The sequence below is a fragment of the Mycobacterium alsense genome (genome assembly GCF_002086635.1).
Lineage (GTDB): Bacteria > Actinomycetota > Actinomycetes > Mycobacteriales > Mycobacteriaceae > Mycobacterium > Mycobacterium alsense.
The window spans coordinates 1-15,233 of record NZ_MVHD01000056.1 but is presented as its reverse complement, the minus strand read 5'-3'; the positions used below and the strand labels follow the sequence as shown (position 1 = coordinate 15,233).

Annotated in this window: 6 protein-coding genes; 3 read left to right on the top strand and 3 right to left on the bottom strand. The window is 67.6% G+C overall.

The window, feature by feature from the left end; genetic code table 11:
- Positions 1-52 precede the first annotated feature (52 nt).
- Together dnaJ and BST11_RS22670 are read left to right on the top strand one after the other, a co-directional pair.
- Positions 53-1,240, top strand: a complete 1,188-nt coding sequence (dnaJ, locus tag BST11_RS22675) for a molecular chaperone DnaJ (RefSeq protein ID WP_067318489.1) — start codon at positions 53-55, stop codon at positions 1,238-1,240.
- A complete protein-coding gene (locus tag BST11_RS22670) occupies positions 1,240-1,647 on the top strand; it encodes a heat shock protein transcriptional repressor HspR (protein ID WP_083140355.1) in 408 nt (135 codons plus the stop codon). Before dnaJ ends, BST11_RS22670 begins: the two co-directional genes overlap by 1 nt.
- Positions 1,648-1,665: 18 nt before the next feature.
- Here BST11_RS22670 and BST11_RS22665 read toward each other — a convergent pair whose 3' ends face one another.
- The 3 genes from BST11_RS22665 to BST11_RS22655 form a co-directional block, all read right to left on the bottom strand.
- On the bottom strand, positions 1,666-12,186 hold the full coding sequence (locus BST11_RS22665) for a PPE family protein (protein ID WP_083140383.1): 10,521 nt from the start codon (positions 12,184-12,186) through the stop codon (positions 1,666-1,668).
- Between the two features lie 134 nt (positions 12,187-12,320).
- Positions 12,321-13,223, bottom strand: a complete 903-nt coding sequence (locus BST11_RS22660; protein WP_083140381.1) for an aldose 1-epimerase — start codon at positions 13,221-13,223, stop codon at positions 12,321-12,323.
- Positions 13,224-13,246: 23 nt separating this feature from the next.
- Positions 13,247-14,413, bottom strand: coding sequence for an FAD-binding oxidoreductase (locus BST11_RS22655; RefSeq protein ID WP_083140353.1), 1,167 nt, complete (start codon positions 14,411-14,413; stop codon positions 13,247-13,249).
- Between the two features lie 153 nt (positions 14,414-14,566).
- Between BST11_RS22655 and BST11_RS22650 the strand changes: the two genes are divergently transcribed.
- Positions 14,567-15,233: PE family protein (locus BST11_RS22650; protein WP_142276502.1), on the top strand; the 667-nt coding region annotated here is incomplete at its 3' end.

The following is a 15,233-nucleotide window of genomic DNA, read 5'->3' as shown; positions in this document are numbered from 1 at the left end:
AGAATCGAATAACCACAAATGGATAGCGAAAGGTGGGAGGAGGTGACGCGAAATGGCCCAGCGTGAATGGGTCGAAAAGGACTTCTACAAGGAGCTGGGCGTCTCCTCTGACGCCAGCCCGGAAGAGATCAAGCGCGCCTACCGCAAGCTGGCGCGCGACCTGCACCCGGATGCGAACCCCGACAATCCCGCCGCCGGCGAGCGATTCAAGGCGGTGTCGGAGGCGCACAACGTGCTGTCGGATCCTGCCAAGCGCAAGGAGTACGACGAGACCCGCCGCCTGTTCGCCGGCGGCGGCTTCGGCGGGCGCCGGTTCGACACCGGCGGCGGGTTCAGCTTCAACGTCGGTGGCGTGGGCTCCGATGGCGCCGACTTCAACCTGAGCGACCTGTTCGACGCCGCCGGGCGAAGCGGCGGCAGCAACATCGGTGACCTGTTCGGCGGCCTGTTCGGTCGCGGCGCCAGCCCCCGGCCCAGCCGGCCGCGGCGCGGCAACGACCTGGAGACCGAGACCGAACTGGATTTCGTCGAGGCGGCCAAGGGCGTGGCGATGCCGCTGCGGCTGACCAGCCCGGCGCCGTGCACGAATTGCCATGGCAGCGGCGCGCGCCCGGGCACCAGCCCGAAGGTGTGCCCCAGCTGCAACGGCTCCGGCGTGATCAACCGCAACCAGGGCGCGTTCGGCTTCTCCGAGCCCTGCACCGATTGCCGGGGCAGCGGCTCGATCATCGAGCACCCCTGCGACGAGTGCAAAGGCACCGGTGTGACCACGCGCACCCGCACCATCAACGTGCGGATCCCCCCCGGTGTCGAGGACGGGCAGCGCATCCGGCTGCCCGGGCAGGGCGAGGCCGGGTTGCGCGGCGCGCCGTCGGGCGACCTGTACGTCACGGTCCACGTCCGGCCGGACAAGGTGTTCGGGCGCGACGGCGACGACCTGACGGTGACCGTTCCGGTTAGCTTCGCCGAACTGGCTTTGGGCTCAACGCTTTCGGTTCCCACGCTGGACGGCAAGGTCGGCGTGCGGGTGCCCAAGGGCACCGCCGACGGCCGCATCCTGCGGGTGCGCGGGCGCGGGGTGCCCAAGCGCGGCGGCGGCAACGGGGACTTGCTCGTCACCGTGAAGGTGGCCGTGCCGCCGAACCTGGAGGGCGGCGCCGCCGACGCGCTCGAGGCCTACGCGGCGGCCGAGCGGTCCAGTGGTTTCAATCCGCGCGCGGGATGGGCAGGTAACCGCTGATGGCCAGGAACCCGAGAAACCGCAGCCAGGACGAGGCCCGGACCTTCCTGATTTCGGTCGCCGCCGAGCTGGCCGGCATGCACGCCCAGACCCTGCGCACCTACGACCGGCTCGGGCTGGTCAGCCCGATGCGCACTTCCGGTGGGGGACGGCGTTATTCGCAGCACGACGTCGACCTGCTGCGTGAGGTGCAGCGGCTGTCGCAGGACGAGGGTGTCAACCTGGCCGGCATCAAGCGCATCATCGAGCTCACCAACCAGGTGGAGGCGCTGCAGTCGCGCGTGAAGGAGCTCACCGAGGAGCTGGCGACGCTGCGTGCCGGCCAGCGCCGCGACGTGGCGGTGGTGCCCAAGAGCACCGCGCTGGTGGTGTGGCAGCCGCGCAAGCCCTCCCGCGGACGCGGCTAGGCCGAGGGCCGATGGCCGCTACGGCGCCGCCGTGCCGTTGAGCACCCCGGAGAGTTGGCTGCCGAAGTTCGCGAAGCCCGAGATGAAGGCCTGCGTCGCCAGGTTGAGCATGGTGGTGTTGTAGAAGCCCGACATGAAGTTGCCCAGGTTCGCCCAGCCCGATTCCAGCGTGCCGACGTTCTGCAGGCCCGAAATCCCTTCCCCGCCACTGTTGAACAGGCCGGACTCCTGGGCGAAGCTGTTGGCGAAGCCCGACACGGCGCCGCCGGCGTCGTTGAGAAATCCCGACGCGCCGCCGGCCCCGGAGTTGAAGAAGCCCGACGACGGGGTCGTCGTCGTGTTGAAGAATCCCGGACTCTGCTGCCAGCCGAAGCCGAAGGTGAACGGGCCCAGGGTTCCGTTGCCGGGGAAGTCGATCTGCTGCGAGATCATCATGTCGATCGGGGTCTCGGGGTTGATGGCGCTCGAGCCGATCGTGTAGGGGCCGACGTTCACGGTGGTGATCGGGACCGTGAACGACACCGGCAGCACGCACCCGACGAACGGGATGTAGAGCAGGCAGATCGTGGTCTCCAGGCTGATCGGGATCGGGAACTCCGAGATGGTGAACATGTCCTGGGTGACGGCGTTGATGGTGCCCTGGATCGGTATCTCGATGTCGGACTTGACGTCGTAGTGCCAAGGGATTTCGGGGATGGTCGTCGAGTAGGAGAACCCTGGCAGGCCCTGGTAGTCGCCGCGCCAGAAGAAGCCGTTGCTGTAGCTGCCCGAGATGAAGGCGCCGGTGTCGACGTTGCCGGAGTTGCCGATGCCGGTGTTGCAGTTGCCGGTGTTGAAGTACCCGGTGTTGTAGTTGCCGGGGTTGAAGTCGCCGGAGTTGTAACTGCCCGTGTTGAAGCTGCCGGTGTTGACGTTGCCCGCGTTGAAGAAGCCGGTGTTGAAGTCGCCCGGGTTGCCGATGCCGGTGTTGACCAGGCCGGCGTTGAACAGGCCGGTGTTGGTGCTGCCGGTGTTGCCGACGCCGGTGTTGAAGCTGCCGGCGTTGCCGATCCCCCAGTTTCCGTTGCCGGAGTTGAAGAATCCGATGTTGTTGGTGCCGGAGTTGAACAACCCGACGTTGCCGGTGCCGGAGTTCCAGCCGCCGAACCCGGTCAGGGTGTCGCCGGACAGGCCGATCCCGATGTTGCCGTTGCCGGTGTTGCCGAAGCCGATGTTGCCGTTGCCGGTGTTGCCGAAGCCGACGTTGAAGCTGCCGGTGTTGCCGAAGCCGATGTTCTGCAGCGCCTCCGTCAGGCCCGGACCGACGTTGCCGAAACCGATGTTGCCGCTGCCGAAGTTGCCGAACCCGACGTTGTTGCCCCCGACGTTGCCGCCGCCGATGTTGGAGCTGCCGATGTTGCCGCCGCCGATGTTGTAGCTGCCGACGTTGCCGCCGCCGACGTTGTAGTTGCCGAGGTTGGCGCTGCCGAAGTTCCAGAACCCGTGGTCGGCCAGGCCCACGTTGAACCCCGTCGTCTGCGTCACGCCGTTCTGGAACCAGCCGGCCAGGTTCGCGCCGATGTTGTCGAAGCCGGAGATGTTGGCCGGCATCCCGGTGCCGGTGTTGAACAGGCCGGAGATGGTGTCGCCGAGGTTGGCCAGCCCCGACTGCAGCGAACCGTAGTTCTGGAAGCCCGAATTACCAAGCGCCCCAAGGGCATAATTGAAGAAGCCCGAGCTGTGGGCGCCGAAGTTCTGGAAGCCCGACGACGGCCCGGCGCCCCAGTTGAGCAACCCCGACGACGGGTTGGGGGTGGCGTTGAACAGGCCCGGCATCGCCGGCATGTCGATGAGCGGAATGATGGCGGGGCCGAAGCCGCCGGCGCCCACGATGTGGATGACCGTCGAGCCGTCGGGCGCGCCGATGTTGATGTTGATGGCGGGCTGGGTGCCGAAGTCGATCGTGATCGGCGTGTTGGCCGGGGCGTTGGCGTCGCCGCCGTGGATGGTGATCGGGCCGATGGGGGCGAAGACGGTGCCCTTGACGATGGCCAGGTCGACCGTCCCGCTGGCGGGGATCGCGGGGATGGTGACCGCGGGAATCGCGACGTCGGTGATCGTGCCCTTGATCGGGATGTTGATCGGGATGTCGACATTGAGGAACGCCGGGATCTCCTTGACCGTGATGGTGTAGTTGGCCGACAGCAGTCCCTGGCGGTCGGCGCGCCAGAAGAAGCCGTTGTCCATGCTGCCGGTGTTGAAGGCGCCGGTGTCCAGGTTGCCGGCGTTGGCCACGCCGGTGTTGTAGTCGCCGGTGTTGTAGCTGCCGGTGTTGTAGCTGCCGGGGTTGGCGACGCCGGTGTTGAAGTTGCCGATGTTGAACAGGCCCGTGTTGTAGTTGCCGGGGTTGGCCATCCCGGTGTTGAAGTTGCCGGCGTTGAACAAACCCGAGTTGAATGTGCCCGTGTTGCCGATGCCGGTGTTGTAGCTGCCCGAGTTCCCGATGCCCCAGTTGCCGGTGCCGGAGTTGCCGATGCCTACGTTGCCGGTGCCCGAATTGAACAGGCCGATGTTGAAGCTGCCCGAGTTCGTGCCGCCGATCCCCACCTGATTGACGCCGGACAGCCCGATGCCCACGCCGCCGGTGCCCGTGTTGCCGATGCCGACGTTGCCGGTGCCGGAGTTGAACAGCCCGATGTTGCCGGTGCCGGAGTTGAACAGGCCGTAGTTGGACGTGCCCGAGTTGAAGAAGCCGGTGTTGGCCAGCCCCGAGTTCAGCGAGCCGAACCCGACCAGGCCGTCGCCCGTGAGGCCGATGCCGACGTTGTTGTCGCCGGAGTTGAACACCCCGATGTTGTTGTTGCCGGTGTTGGCCAGCCCCTGGTTGAAGCTGCCCGCGTTGGCCAGGCCGACGTTGTGGTCGCCGGCGTTGAACAGGCCCATGTTGGCGATCCCCGTGTTCAGGGGGCCCAGCCCGATCTGGTTGTTGCCGGTGACGCCGATCCCGATGTTTCCGTTGCCGGTGTTGCCGAACCCGAAGTTGCCGTCACCGGTGTTGCCGAACCCGAAGTTGTTGGATCCGGTGTTGCCGATGCCGATGTTGTGCAGCGCGGCCGTCAAGCCGGGACCGGCGTTGCCGAACCCGAAGTTGTTGGAGCCGATGTTTCCGCTGCCGATGTTGAAGCTGCCGACGTTGCCGAAGCCGACGTTCGAGCCGCCCAGGTTGCCGCTGCCGAGGTTGTAATCGCCGAGGTTGCCGAAGCCCAGGTTCAGGCGGCCGAGGTCGGCCAGGCCCGCGTTGAAGACCGTGCCGTTGCCGCCCGCGAACGCGCCGGCCAGATCGGTGCCGACGTTGTACAGGCCCGAAATGCGCGCCGGCGTCGCGAGATTGGCAGAGCTGGTGTTGAAGTAGCCCGAGACCGTATTGCCCAGGTTGGCCCAGCCGGACTGCAGCGAGCCGAAGTTCTGGACGCCCGAGTTGCCGACGGCCGACAGGGTGCTGTTCCAGAAGCCCGAGTTGTTGCCGCCGAAGTTCCCGAAGCCCGACGCGGTTCCGGTGCCGGCGTTGAAGAAGCCCGACGACGGGGTGGTGGTCGAGTTGCCGAAGCCGGGGGCGGCGGGCAGGTCGAAGAGCGGGATGTTGATGGGGCCGGCGCCGCTGCGGATCGAGATCGGTATCGAGGTGGTCGGGCCGCCGATGGTGACGTCCACGATCGGCAGGGTGCCGGTGATGGTGGGGATCGTGATGGGCCCGATCCTGAAGTTGGTGATCGCCAACGCATTTAGCGTGATGACCGGGATGGTGAAGCCGCTGACCCCCAGGCTGCCCAGGTCGAAGTGGATCGGGACGTTGACGGGGATGTTGATGTCGTAGGTCAGGATCGGGAATTGCGGTATGTCGATCTCGACGTGGGTGCCCCACAGGCCCTGGTAGTCGCCGCGCCACAACATGCCGTTGGAGTAGTTGCCGGCGATGAAGGCCCCGGTGTCGACGTTGCCCGAGTTCGCCAGCCCGGTGTTGTAGTTGCCGGTGTTGAACTCGCCGGTGTTGTAGTTGCCCGCGTTGAAGTCGCCGGTGTTGGTGTCGCCCGTGTTGAAGCTGCCGGTGTTGTAGTCGCCGGGGTTGCCGACGCCGGTGTTGGTGCTGCCGGTGTTGTACCCGCCCGTGTTGTAGGTGCCGACATTGCCGATCCCGGTGTTGCCAGTGCCGGGGTTCCACAGGCCCCAGTTGCCCGTGCCGGGGTTGGCGACGCCGGTGTTGGCCGTGCCGGAGTTGAAGAAGCCGGAGTTGCCGGTGCCGGAGTTGCCGATCCCCACGTTGCCGGTGCCCGAATTGAAGAGGCCGACGTTGTCGGTGCCGGAGTTGAACAGCCCCGTGTTGCCGTTGCCGGAATTCCAGGAGCCGAAACCGATTTGGCCGCTGCCGGACAGCCCGATGCCGATGTTGTTGCTGCCGGAGTTGCCGAAGCCGATGTTGTTGGTGCCGGAGTTGCCGAAGCCCCGGTTGTAGTCGCCGAGGTTGCCGAAGCCGAAATTGTAGTTGCCCAGGTTGCCCCAGCCGTTGTTGAAGTCGCCGAGGTTACCGAAGCCGAGGTTGCCGAGTCCGAGGTTGCCGCTGCCGAAGTTCCCGCTGCCGTTGTTGCCGTTGCCGAAGTTGGCGTCGCCGAGGTTGCCGAAGCCGAAGTTCGCGTTGCCGGTGTTTCCGCCGCCGATGTTGGCGTAGCCGATGTTGGCGAATCCCGCGTTGACGATCGGGTTGTTGTTGAACAGGCCCGCGAGGTTGGAGCCGATGTTCTGCAGGCCCGAGAGGTTGGCGGGCACCGACAGCGGCAGGGTGCTGGAGTTGAAGAACCCCGACACGGTGTTGCCGAAGTTGGACAGCCCCGACGCCAGCTCGCCGAAGTTCTTGTAGCCCGAGAGCCCCGACGCGCCGGAGGCCAGGTTGAAGAACCCGGATAGGTTTGCGCCGACGTTCCCGAAGCCCGAACCGCTGCCGGGCCCGGAGTTGAAGAAACCCGACGACGGAAGGGTGGTGGTGTTCCAAAAGCCCGGCCCGCCAGGAACATTCAGCAGCGGGACCTTGATCGGCAGCAGGCCGCCGGTGCCGGTGATGACGATCAACGGTCCGGGACCGGTGCCGATGTTGCCGCCGATGGCGGGCAGCGCGATCGACAGGCTGGGCACGTTGATCGGGCTGACCGTGACCGCGGTGAAACCGAAGCCGACGATCTGCAGGTCGACGGTGAGCGACGGGATCCGGAAGCCCTGGATGTTGACGATGCCCAGCCGGCCGGTGACCGGGATGTTGAGGAAGATCGGCACGTTCAGGTCCACCGGTATGGCCGTGTCGGGAATGGTGCTGGTGTATCCGGTGCTCCACAGCCCCTGGTAATCGCCCCGCCACAGGAACCCGTTGCTGTAGTTGCCGCCGATGAAGGCACCGGTGTCGACGTTGCCCGAATTGGCCAGCCCGGTGTTGTAATTCCCGGTGTTCAGGTACCCGGTGTTGTAGGCGCCCGGGTTGAAGTCGCCGGTGTTGAAGTTGCCCGCGTTGAAGCTGCCGGAGTTGTAGCTGCCGGAGTTGCCGATTCCGGTATTGACGTTGCCGGAGTTGAAGATTCCGGTGTTGACGCTGCCGGAGTTGAACAGGCCGGTGTTGGTGTTGCCGCTGTTGCCGACGCCCCAGTTGCCGGCGCCCGAGTTCCCGACCCCGACGTTGCCGTCGCCCGAGTTGAACAGGCCGCTGTTGTTGGTGCCCGAGTTGAACAGGCCGGTGTTGCCGCTGCCCGAGTTCCAGCCGCCGAAGCCCTGCTGGCCGTCGCCGGTGAGCCCGATGCCGACGTCGTTGTTGCCGGTATTGGCCAAGCCCCGGTTGAAGTTTCCGGTGTTGGCCAGGCCCTGGTTGGAATTGCCGGCGTTGGCGAAGCCGATGTTGAAGCTGCCGGCGTTGGACGGGCCGAGGTTGTAGCTGCCCAGGTTCCCGGAGCCGAGGTTGTAGCTGCCCGTGTTGCCGGAACCGAGGTTGAACGCGCCGTGGTTGCCGGTGCCGGCGTTGTAGCTGCCGACGTTTCCGAAGCCGATGTTGTTGTCTCCGACGTTGCCGAAGCCGATGTTGTTGTGGCCCACGTTGCCCAGGCCGATGTTGAACGTCGACGTGCCGGGCGGCGGCACCTGGTTGTAGAAGAGGCCCGCGAGGTTGGTGCCGACGTTGGAGATGCCCGAGAGGTTGGCCGGCGTCCCGATTCCCGTGTTGAACAGGCCCGACACGGTGTTGCCCAGGTTGGCCAGACCGGATTGCATGGCGCCGTAGTTGACGAAGCCCGACAGCCCGGAGCCCACGTTCTGGAAGCCCGAGAGGTTGGCGCCGACGTTGGAGATGCCCGAGAGGCCTCCGGTCCCGCCGTTGAAGAAACCCGACGAGGGATTGGTGGTGGAGTTGAAATAGCCTGTGCCGCTCGGGATGTTGAGCGGTGTCCAGTCCACGGGCCCGATGCTGAACGTGGCGGGGATCGACACCACGGTGGTGCCGCCGGGGTCGCCGATGTTGAACGTGATCGCGGGGCCGGTGGCCGTGATCGGCGGCAGCGTCAGCGAATTCACCGTTCCGGTGAGCAGGGGCAGTCCGATGTTGATCGTGAACCCGAACGGTATCTGCTGCAGGGTGATGCCGCTGTAGAGGGTGCTGGTGAAGCCGGCGGTGATGGGGATGTTGACGGGGGCGGTCACGGTGACGTGCCCGGGGATCTTGGGGACGTGGACGACGTAGTTGGCGCCCCACAGGCCCTGCTGGTCGCCGCGCCAGAAGAACCCGTTGCCGAGGTTGCCGGTGATGAAGGCGCCGGTGTCGACGTCGCCCTGGTTGGCGAAGCCGGTGCTCATGTTGCCGGTGTTGTACCAGCCCGTGTTGTAGTCACCCTGGTTGGCGACGCCGGTGTTGGTGCTGCCGACGTTGAACATCCCGGTGTTGTAGGAGCCCACGTTGGCGATGCCGGTGTTCACCGACCCGGCGTTGAACAGGCCGGTGTTGGCGGTGCCGGCGTTGCCGAGGCCGGTGTTGAAGCTGCCGGAGTTGCCGATGCCGAAGTTGCCGTTGCCCGAGTTGCCGATGCCGACGTTGTTGGTGCCGGAGTTGAACAGCCCGATGTTGCCGCTGCCGGAATTGAATCCGCCGAAGCCGCGCAGGTTGTCCCCGGACAGGCCGATGCCGATGTTGTTGTTGCCGGAGTTGCCGAAGCCGATGTTGCCGTCCCCGGTGTTGCCGAAACCGATGTTGTGGGAGCCGGTGTTGCCCAGGCCGATGTCGCGCAGGGCCGCCGTCAGCCCGGGCCCGGCGTTACCGAATCCGAAGTTGGAGCTGCCGATGTTGCCGCTGCCGAAGTTGAGTCCGCCGATGTTGCCGCTGCCGAAATTGGAGCTGCCGATGTTGCCGCTGCCGACGTTGAAGTCGCCGATGTTGCCGCTGCCGAGGTTGAGGTGGCCGAAGTTGGCCAGGCCGGCGTTGAAGACCGTGCCGGTGTTGCTGTTGAGTACGCCGGACAGGTCGGCGCCGATGTTGGCCAGGCCCGAGAGGTTGCCGGGTGTCGCCAGACCGGCCGTGCTGGTGTTGAGGAGGCCCGAGACGCTGTTGCCCAGGTTCGCCCAGCCCGACTCGAGCGAGCCGAAGTTCTGGAAGCCGGAGTTTCCGATCGCGTTGGCCGGACCGCTGTTCCACATTCCCGACATGCCGGCCCCGAAGTTCTGGAACCCCGACGTGCCGCCCGTGCCGGTGTTGAAGAAGCCCGACGACGGGTTGGTGGTCGTGTTCCCGAAGCCGGGCGCGGCCGGCACGTTGAGGAACGTGATGGTGCGGCTCTCGACCGCGCCGACGATGTTGATGGGGACGTTGACGTTCGGGCCGCCGATGGCCAGCGTCACGGTGGGAACCGTCAGGTAGGAGGACGTGAGGTTGATGGGGCCGATGTAGAACAGGCCGCCCAGGTAGAACGTCTGCGGGAATACCGTCTGGTTCTGGGTGACCGGAATCACCATGCCGCCCAAGGTCATTACGTCGTTCACCGGAATGATCATCTGCCCGTTGATCGGGATGTCCGGGGTGGTGTAGGACAGGTTGATCGCGATCTGCCCCTGGTTGTCGCCCGAGATGCCGAAGCCGTTGTTGAAGTTGCCGGAGTCGAAGGCGCCGGTGTTGACGTTGCCGGTGTTGAAGAAGCCGGTGTTGACGTTGCCCGGGTTGTAGTCGCCGGTGTTGGTGTCGCCGATGTTGAAGCTGCCGGTGTTGGTGTCGCCGACGTTGAAGCCGCCGGAGTTGTAGCTGCCGGGGTTGGCCCAGCCGGTGTTGAAGCTCCCGGCGTTGAGCAGGCCCGTGTTGTAGGTGCCCGCGTTGCCGATGCCGGTGTTCTGCGTGCCCGGATTCTCGACGCCCCAGTTGCCGACGCCCGCGTTCAACAGGCCCCAGTTTCCGGTGCCGGAGTTGCCGATTCCGACGTTGCCGGTGCCCGAGTTGAACAGCCCGATGTTGTTGCTGCCGGAGTTGAACAGCCCGGTGTTGGCGACCCCGGAGTTCAGCGCGCCGAACCCGATCTGCCCGTTTCCGGACAGCCCGATGCCGATGTTGTTGCTGCCGGTGTTGGCGAACCCGACGTTGTCGTTGCCGGCGTTGGCGAAGCCGCGGTTGTTGTTGCCGGCGTTGGCGAAGCCGATGTTGTAGCCGCCGAGGTTCCCCGGGCCGACGTTGTAGCTGCCGCGGTTTCCGGAACCGACGTTGAAGAAGCCGATGTTGGCGCCGCCGAAGTTCTGGCTACCGATGTTTCCGCTGCCGAACACGTTGTAGCTGCCGACGTTTCCGCTGCCGAGGATGTTGTAGCTGCCGATGTTTCCGCTGCCGAGGATGTTGTAGCTGCCGACGTTTCCGCTGCCGAGGATGTTGTAGCTGCCGATGTTGGCGTTGGCCAAAATGTTGCCGGCGCCCTCGTTGGCGAAGCCGAGGTTGAACGTCGAGGGGCCTTGGAAGAATCCCGACACGTTGGTGCCGGTGTTGAACACGCCCGACACGAAGCCGGCGGTCCCGATGCCCGCCAGGCTCGTGTTGAGGATGCCGGACACCGTGTTGCCCGAGTTGATCACGCCCGACAACATGACGCCGGTGTTGGCGAACCCCGAGTTGCCGATCGCGCCCAACGAAGAATTGAAAAATCCGGAGTTGTTGGCGCCGGAGTTGAAGAAGCCCGACGCGGCGCCGCTGCCGCTGTTGAAGAAGCCCGACGACGGGGTGGTGGTCGAGTTTCCGTAGCCGGGGCCCTGCCCGAACAGGTGGCCCTGGTTGTCGCCGCGCCACAGGAAGCCGTTGCTGTAGTTGCCCGTGTTGAACGCGCCGGTGTCGACGTTGCCGAAGTTGGCGACGCCGGTGTTGTAATTGCCGTTGTTGAGGTAGCCGGTGTTGTACTTGCCGAGGTTGAAGCCACCGGTGTTGCTGCTGCCCGGGTTGTAGCTGCCGGTGTTGTAGTTGCCGGCGTTGCCGATGCCGGTGTTGGCGATGCCGGTGTTGAACAGGCCCGTATTGGCCTCGCCCGAGTTGCCGATGCCGGTGTTGTAACTGTTGCCCGAGTTGCCGATCCCCCAGTTGCCGGTGCCGGAGTTGCCGATGCCGACGTTGCCGGTGCCCGAGTTGAACAGGCCGACGTTGCCGGCGCCCGAGTTCAAGCCGCCGAACCCGGACAGCCCGGTGCCGGTCAGCCCGATGCCGCGGTTGCCGTCGCCGGTGTTGCCGAAGCCGATGTTGTTGTTGCCGGTGTTGCCGATGCCGATGTTTCCGCTGCCGGTGTTGCCGAACCCGATGTTGTTCAGGGCCGCGGTCAGCGCCGGACCGGCATTGCCGAACCCGATGTTTCCGCTGCCGATGTTCCCGGATCCGACGTTGGAGCTGCCGATGTTTCCCGAGCCGAGGTTGAAGTTGCCGATGTTGCCGAAGCCGACGTTGCCCGCGCCGACGTCGGCGAAGCCAAGGTTGCCCCGGACGTTGGCGGCGGCGACGCCGGCCAGCGCCTGCAACGGGCGGGTGAACGGGGTCAGCGCCGACACCGCCGCCGAGGCCCCGCCGTGATAGCCCAGCATCGCGGCCAAGTCCTGGGCCCACATCTGCTCGTACTCGGCCTCGGTCGCCGCGATGGCGGGGGCGTTCTGCCCGAGCAGGTTCGCGGCCGCCAGCCACACCAGCCGGGCACGGTTGGCCGCGATGACCGCCGGGTGCACCGTGGCCGCCTGGGCCGCCTCGAACGCCGCCGCCGCCAGCCGCGCCTGGGCGGCCGTCTCCTCGGCCTGGGCCGCCGCCGCGTTCAGCCACCCCAGGTATGGGACGGCCGCGGCCGCCATGGCCGTCGACGCCGCGCCCTGCCACGCCGAACCGGCCAGGCCCGAAGTCAACGACGAGAACGAATCCGCCGCCGCACTGAGCTCGGCGGCCACCGCGTCCCAGGCGGCCGCGGCCGTCAGCATCGGCCCCGATCCCGCGCCGACGAAGATTTGCCACGAATTGAGCTCCGGCGGCAAGACAACGAAACTCATCATGCGTCCCAACTGGAGCCCGGTGGCCGTCGGAATGCCGGCCGCGTCGTTCCTGGCGGGCAGCCAGATGAATCACACTAGAGCGTGGTCGCCGTTCGCACGGCGGATCGACGCGATTCGCAGAATGCGCGTTCTCAGACGTGGATGGAGAACACCGCGACCGCCGGCTCGCCGGGACGCGCGCACCGGTAGCCGCCGCGGCGCAGGGCATCGGCCGGCGCGGCCATCGGCTCGAAGCAGACGACGCTTTCTCCCGGGTCCCCGCCCGTCGGCGCGAAGATCTGCGCCGCCGGGTACCCCCGCTGGAAGTGCACCTCCATGCGGCGCCCACCGCCGGACACCGCGAACACCGCGCCCTCGGTGACCTGGTCGTAGGCGTCGTCAAAGGCGTTGTCACCCAACGCTTTTTCGCGCGCCGGCTGCGGTTCCCAGTCGCCGGTGGGCAGCCCCCGCCCGTCGAGGCGCAAGTGCCGCAGCGGCGGTGTCTCGACGAGCCACTCGCCGCGCGGCGCGTCCGGCAGCCGCAGGTAGGGGTGGAAGCCGAAGCACAGCGGCACCGACGTGTCGGCGGCCGCGGCGACCGTGGTGCGCACGGTCAGCGCCCGGTCGGCCAGCCGCACCGCGATCGTCAGCACGTGCGGAAACGGGAAGGCGGCCAGCAGGGCGGGGTCGGCGCCGAAATCGACCTCCGCGGTCAGTTCGTTCTCCGTCTCCGCCGTGACCCGCCACCCCGGGTAGGCGGCCAGGGTGCCGTGGATGGGCAGCCCGTTGGGGTCCGTCCGCACCCCGTTTTTCCCGGGCTCCAGGTCCACCGTCACGCCCTGCGCCGTATAGGTGTTGGCGCCCAACCGATTTGCCCACGGGTACAGGATCGGGATTCCCATCGTCTTGGCCTCCGACAGGTAGCCCTGCAGGCCGCGACGCTGCCCGAGCAGTTCGACGCCCGCGTCGGTCAGGGAGGTGCCGATCATGCCCGCCTCCGGGACGAACTCCGCTGCCACCGGCGACTCCGGGTCACGCAGCGTGACGACGTGCATGTTCACCTCGACTCAGCCTCCGCTCAACTCGACAACGGGTCGTGCTGAATGCGCTCGGGCGGCGCGCCTTTCGCGGTCAGGGCGGCCCGGGTCGCGCGCACCATGTCCGGGCTGCCGCAGATCAGGATCTGCCGGTCGCCCCACCCGCCGTACTTGGTCACCACGTCGGGCAGCCGGCCGGTCTGGCACACGTGCAGCCCGCGCGGGGGCGTCGCGTCGGGATAGTCGGCGGCCCACGACGGGTTGCGGCCGTACTCCGAGACCGGCGACACCGACAGCCACGGGTTGTGCTGGGCGACCTGCCACAGGGTGGGCAGGTCGTAGAGCTCGCAGCGGTAGCGGGCGCCGTAGAAGAGGTGCACCCGCGGGTTCACCGCGTAGCGGGACAGGTCCATGATGAGCGCCCGCAGCGGCGCCAGGCCGGTGCTGCCGGCGACCATCAGCACGTCCCCGCCGTCCCGGTCGACCCGCAGGCCGCCGTGCGGGCTGGACAGCCGCCACCGGTCGCCGGGCCGGGCCTCGTTGACGACCGCGGTGCTGACCAGGCCGCCGGGCACCTGGCGGACGTGGAACTCGATCCCGCCGTCGGGGTCGGCCGGGATCGCGGGGCTGAGGTAGCGCCACCGGCGCGGGCACTGCGGGACCTGGACGTTGACGTACTGCCCGGGGTGATAGCGCATGGGACGGTCCAGCCGCAGCCGGACGACCGCGAGGTCGCGCGAGACCCGCATGTGCTCGATCACCGTGCCGTCCCACCAGGCGGGGCCGTCGTCGGCGTCGGCCGCCCCCCTCATCACCCCGGTGATGAGGTTGAGCGACTGGACGGCCGCGCCGTCGACGGCGGCCGTCCACGCCTCGCCCACATGCGTGCGCAGCGCCCCGTACAGGGCGCGGTGCAGCGATTCGTAATGGCCCGGCAGCACACCGTATTTGCGGTGATCCCGGCCGAGCTGGGCCAAGAACGCCACCGGCTCGGCGGCGCGCTGCGCGACGAGTTCCCCGTACACCCAGTGCAGGGCGTGCGCGAAGGCGGCCCGCTGGCCGTCCATCTCGGGGGGGAACAGGTCGCGCACCGAGACGTCGAGGGCAAACCAGTTGCCGTAGAAGCGGTGGACGAGCGCGGCCCCGGGGCCGTCCGGCCGGAAGGCGTCGCGCAGCACCCGCAACGCGTGCCGGTCCTCGAGGCTCACGGGCCCCGATTCTAGGCTGGGGCGCGTTTCCTGTGGATCGGCTGGCAGTCCGGGCGAACCGGCCGGATTAGCCGTGGGGCGGGTCCGAAGCCGGATACGATCCGCGCCATCGGGCGGCCGTGGGCTTGGCCGATGCTGGCGAGGGGAAACCACATGTCTTTCGTGATCGCGGCGCCGGAATTCGTGTCCGCGGCGGCAACGGATTTGGCGAGCATCGGCTCGGCGGTCGGGGCGGCCAACGCGGCCGCCGCGACCCGGACCACGACGCTGCTGGCCGCGGGCGCCGACGAGGTGTCCACGAGCGTGGCGGCCCTGTTCGGCGCGCACGCCCGGGCGTATCAGGCGCTGAGCGCCCAGGCGGCGGCGTTTCACCAGCAATTCGTCCAGCTGCTCAACGGCGGCGCGGCGTCGTATGCGCTGAGCGAGGCGGCCAACACAGGGCCGCTGCAGCCGTTGCAGACCCTGGAGCAGGACCTGCTGGGCGCGATCAACGCACCGACGATGACCCTGCTGGGGCGGCCGCTGATCGGCAACGGCGCCGACGGCGGGCCCGGGCAGAACGGCGGGGCCGGGGGGATCCTGATCGGCAACGGCGGCAACGGCGGGCCGGGCTTCGTCGGCGGGCGCCCCGGGGGCGGCTCCGCGCCCGGCGGCAACGGCGGGCAGGGCGGGCTGTTCGGCAACGGCGGGGCCGGCGGCGCCGGGGGCAGCGCGGCGCAGGCCTCTACGCCCGGCGGTAACGGAGGCGCTGCGGGCTGGTTCGGGCACGGCGGTGCCGGTGGGGCCGGGGGGAACATCACCGGCGGCGTCAGCCGCAACC

What these genes read in the sequence shown, in the direction of transcription:
- dnaJ (WP_067318489.1), top strand. Translation starts at nt 53, where the DNA reads ATGGCCCAGCGTGAATGGGTCGAAAAGGACTTCTACAAGGAGCTGGGC.
- BST11_RS22670 (WP_083140355.1), top strand. Translation starts at nt 1,240, where the DNA reads ATGGCCAGGAACCCGAGAAACCGCAGCCAGGACGAGGCCCGGACCTTC.
- BST11_RS22665 (WP_083140383.1), bottom strand. Translation starts at nt 12,186, where the DNA reads ATGAGTTTCGTTGTCTTGCCGCCGGAGCTCAATTCGTGGCAAATCTTC.
- BST11_RS22660 (WP_083140381.1), bottom strand. Translation starts at nt 13,223, where the DNA reads ATGCACGTCGTCACGCTGCGTGACCCGGAGTCGCCGGTGGCAGCGGAG.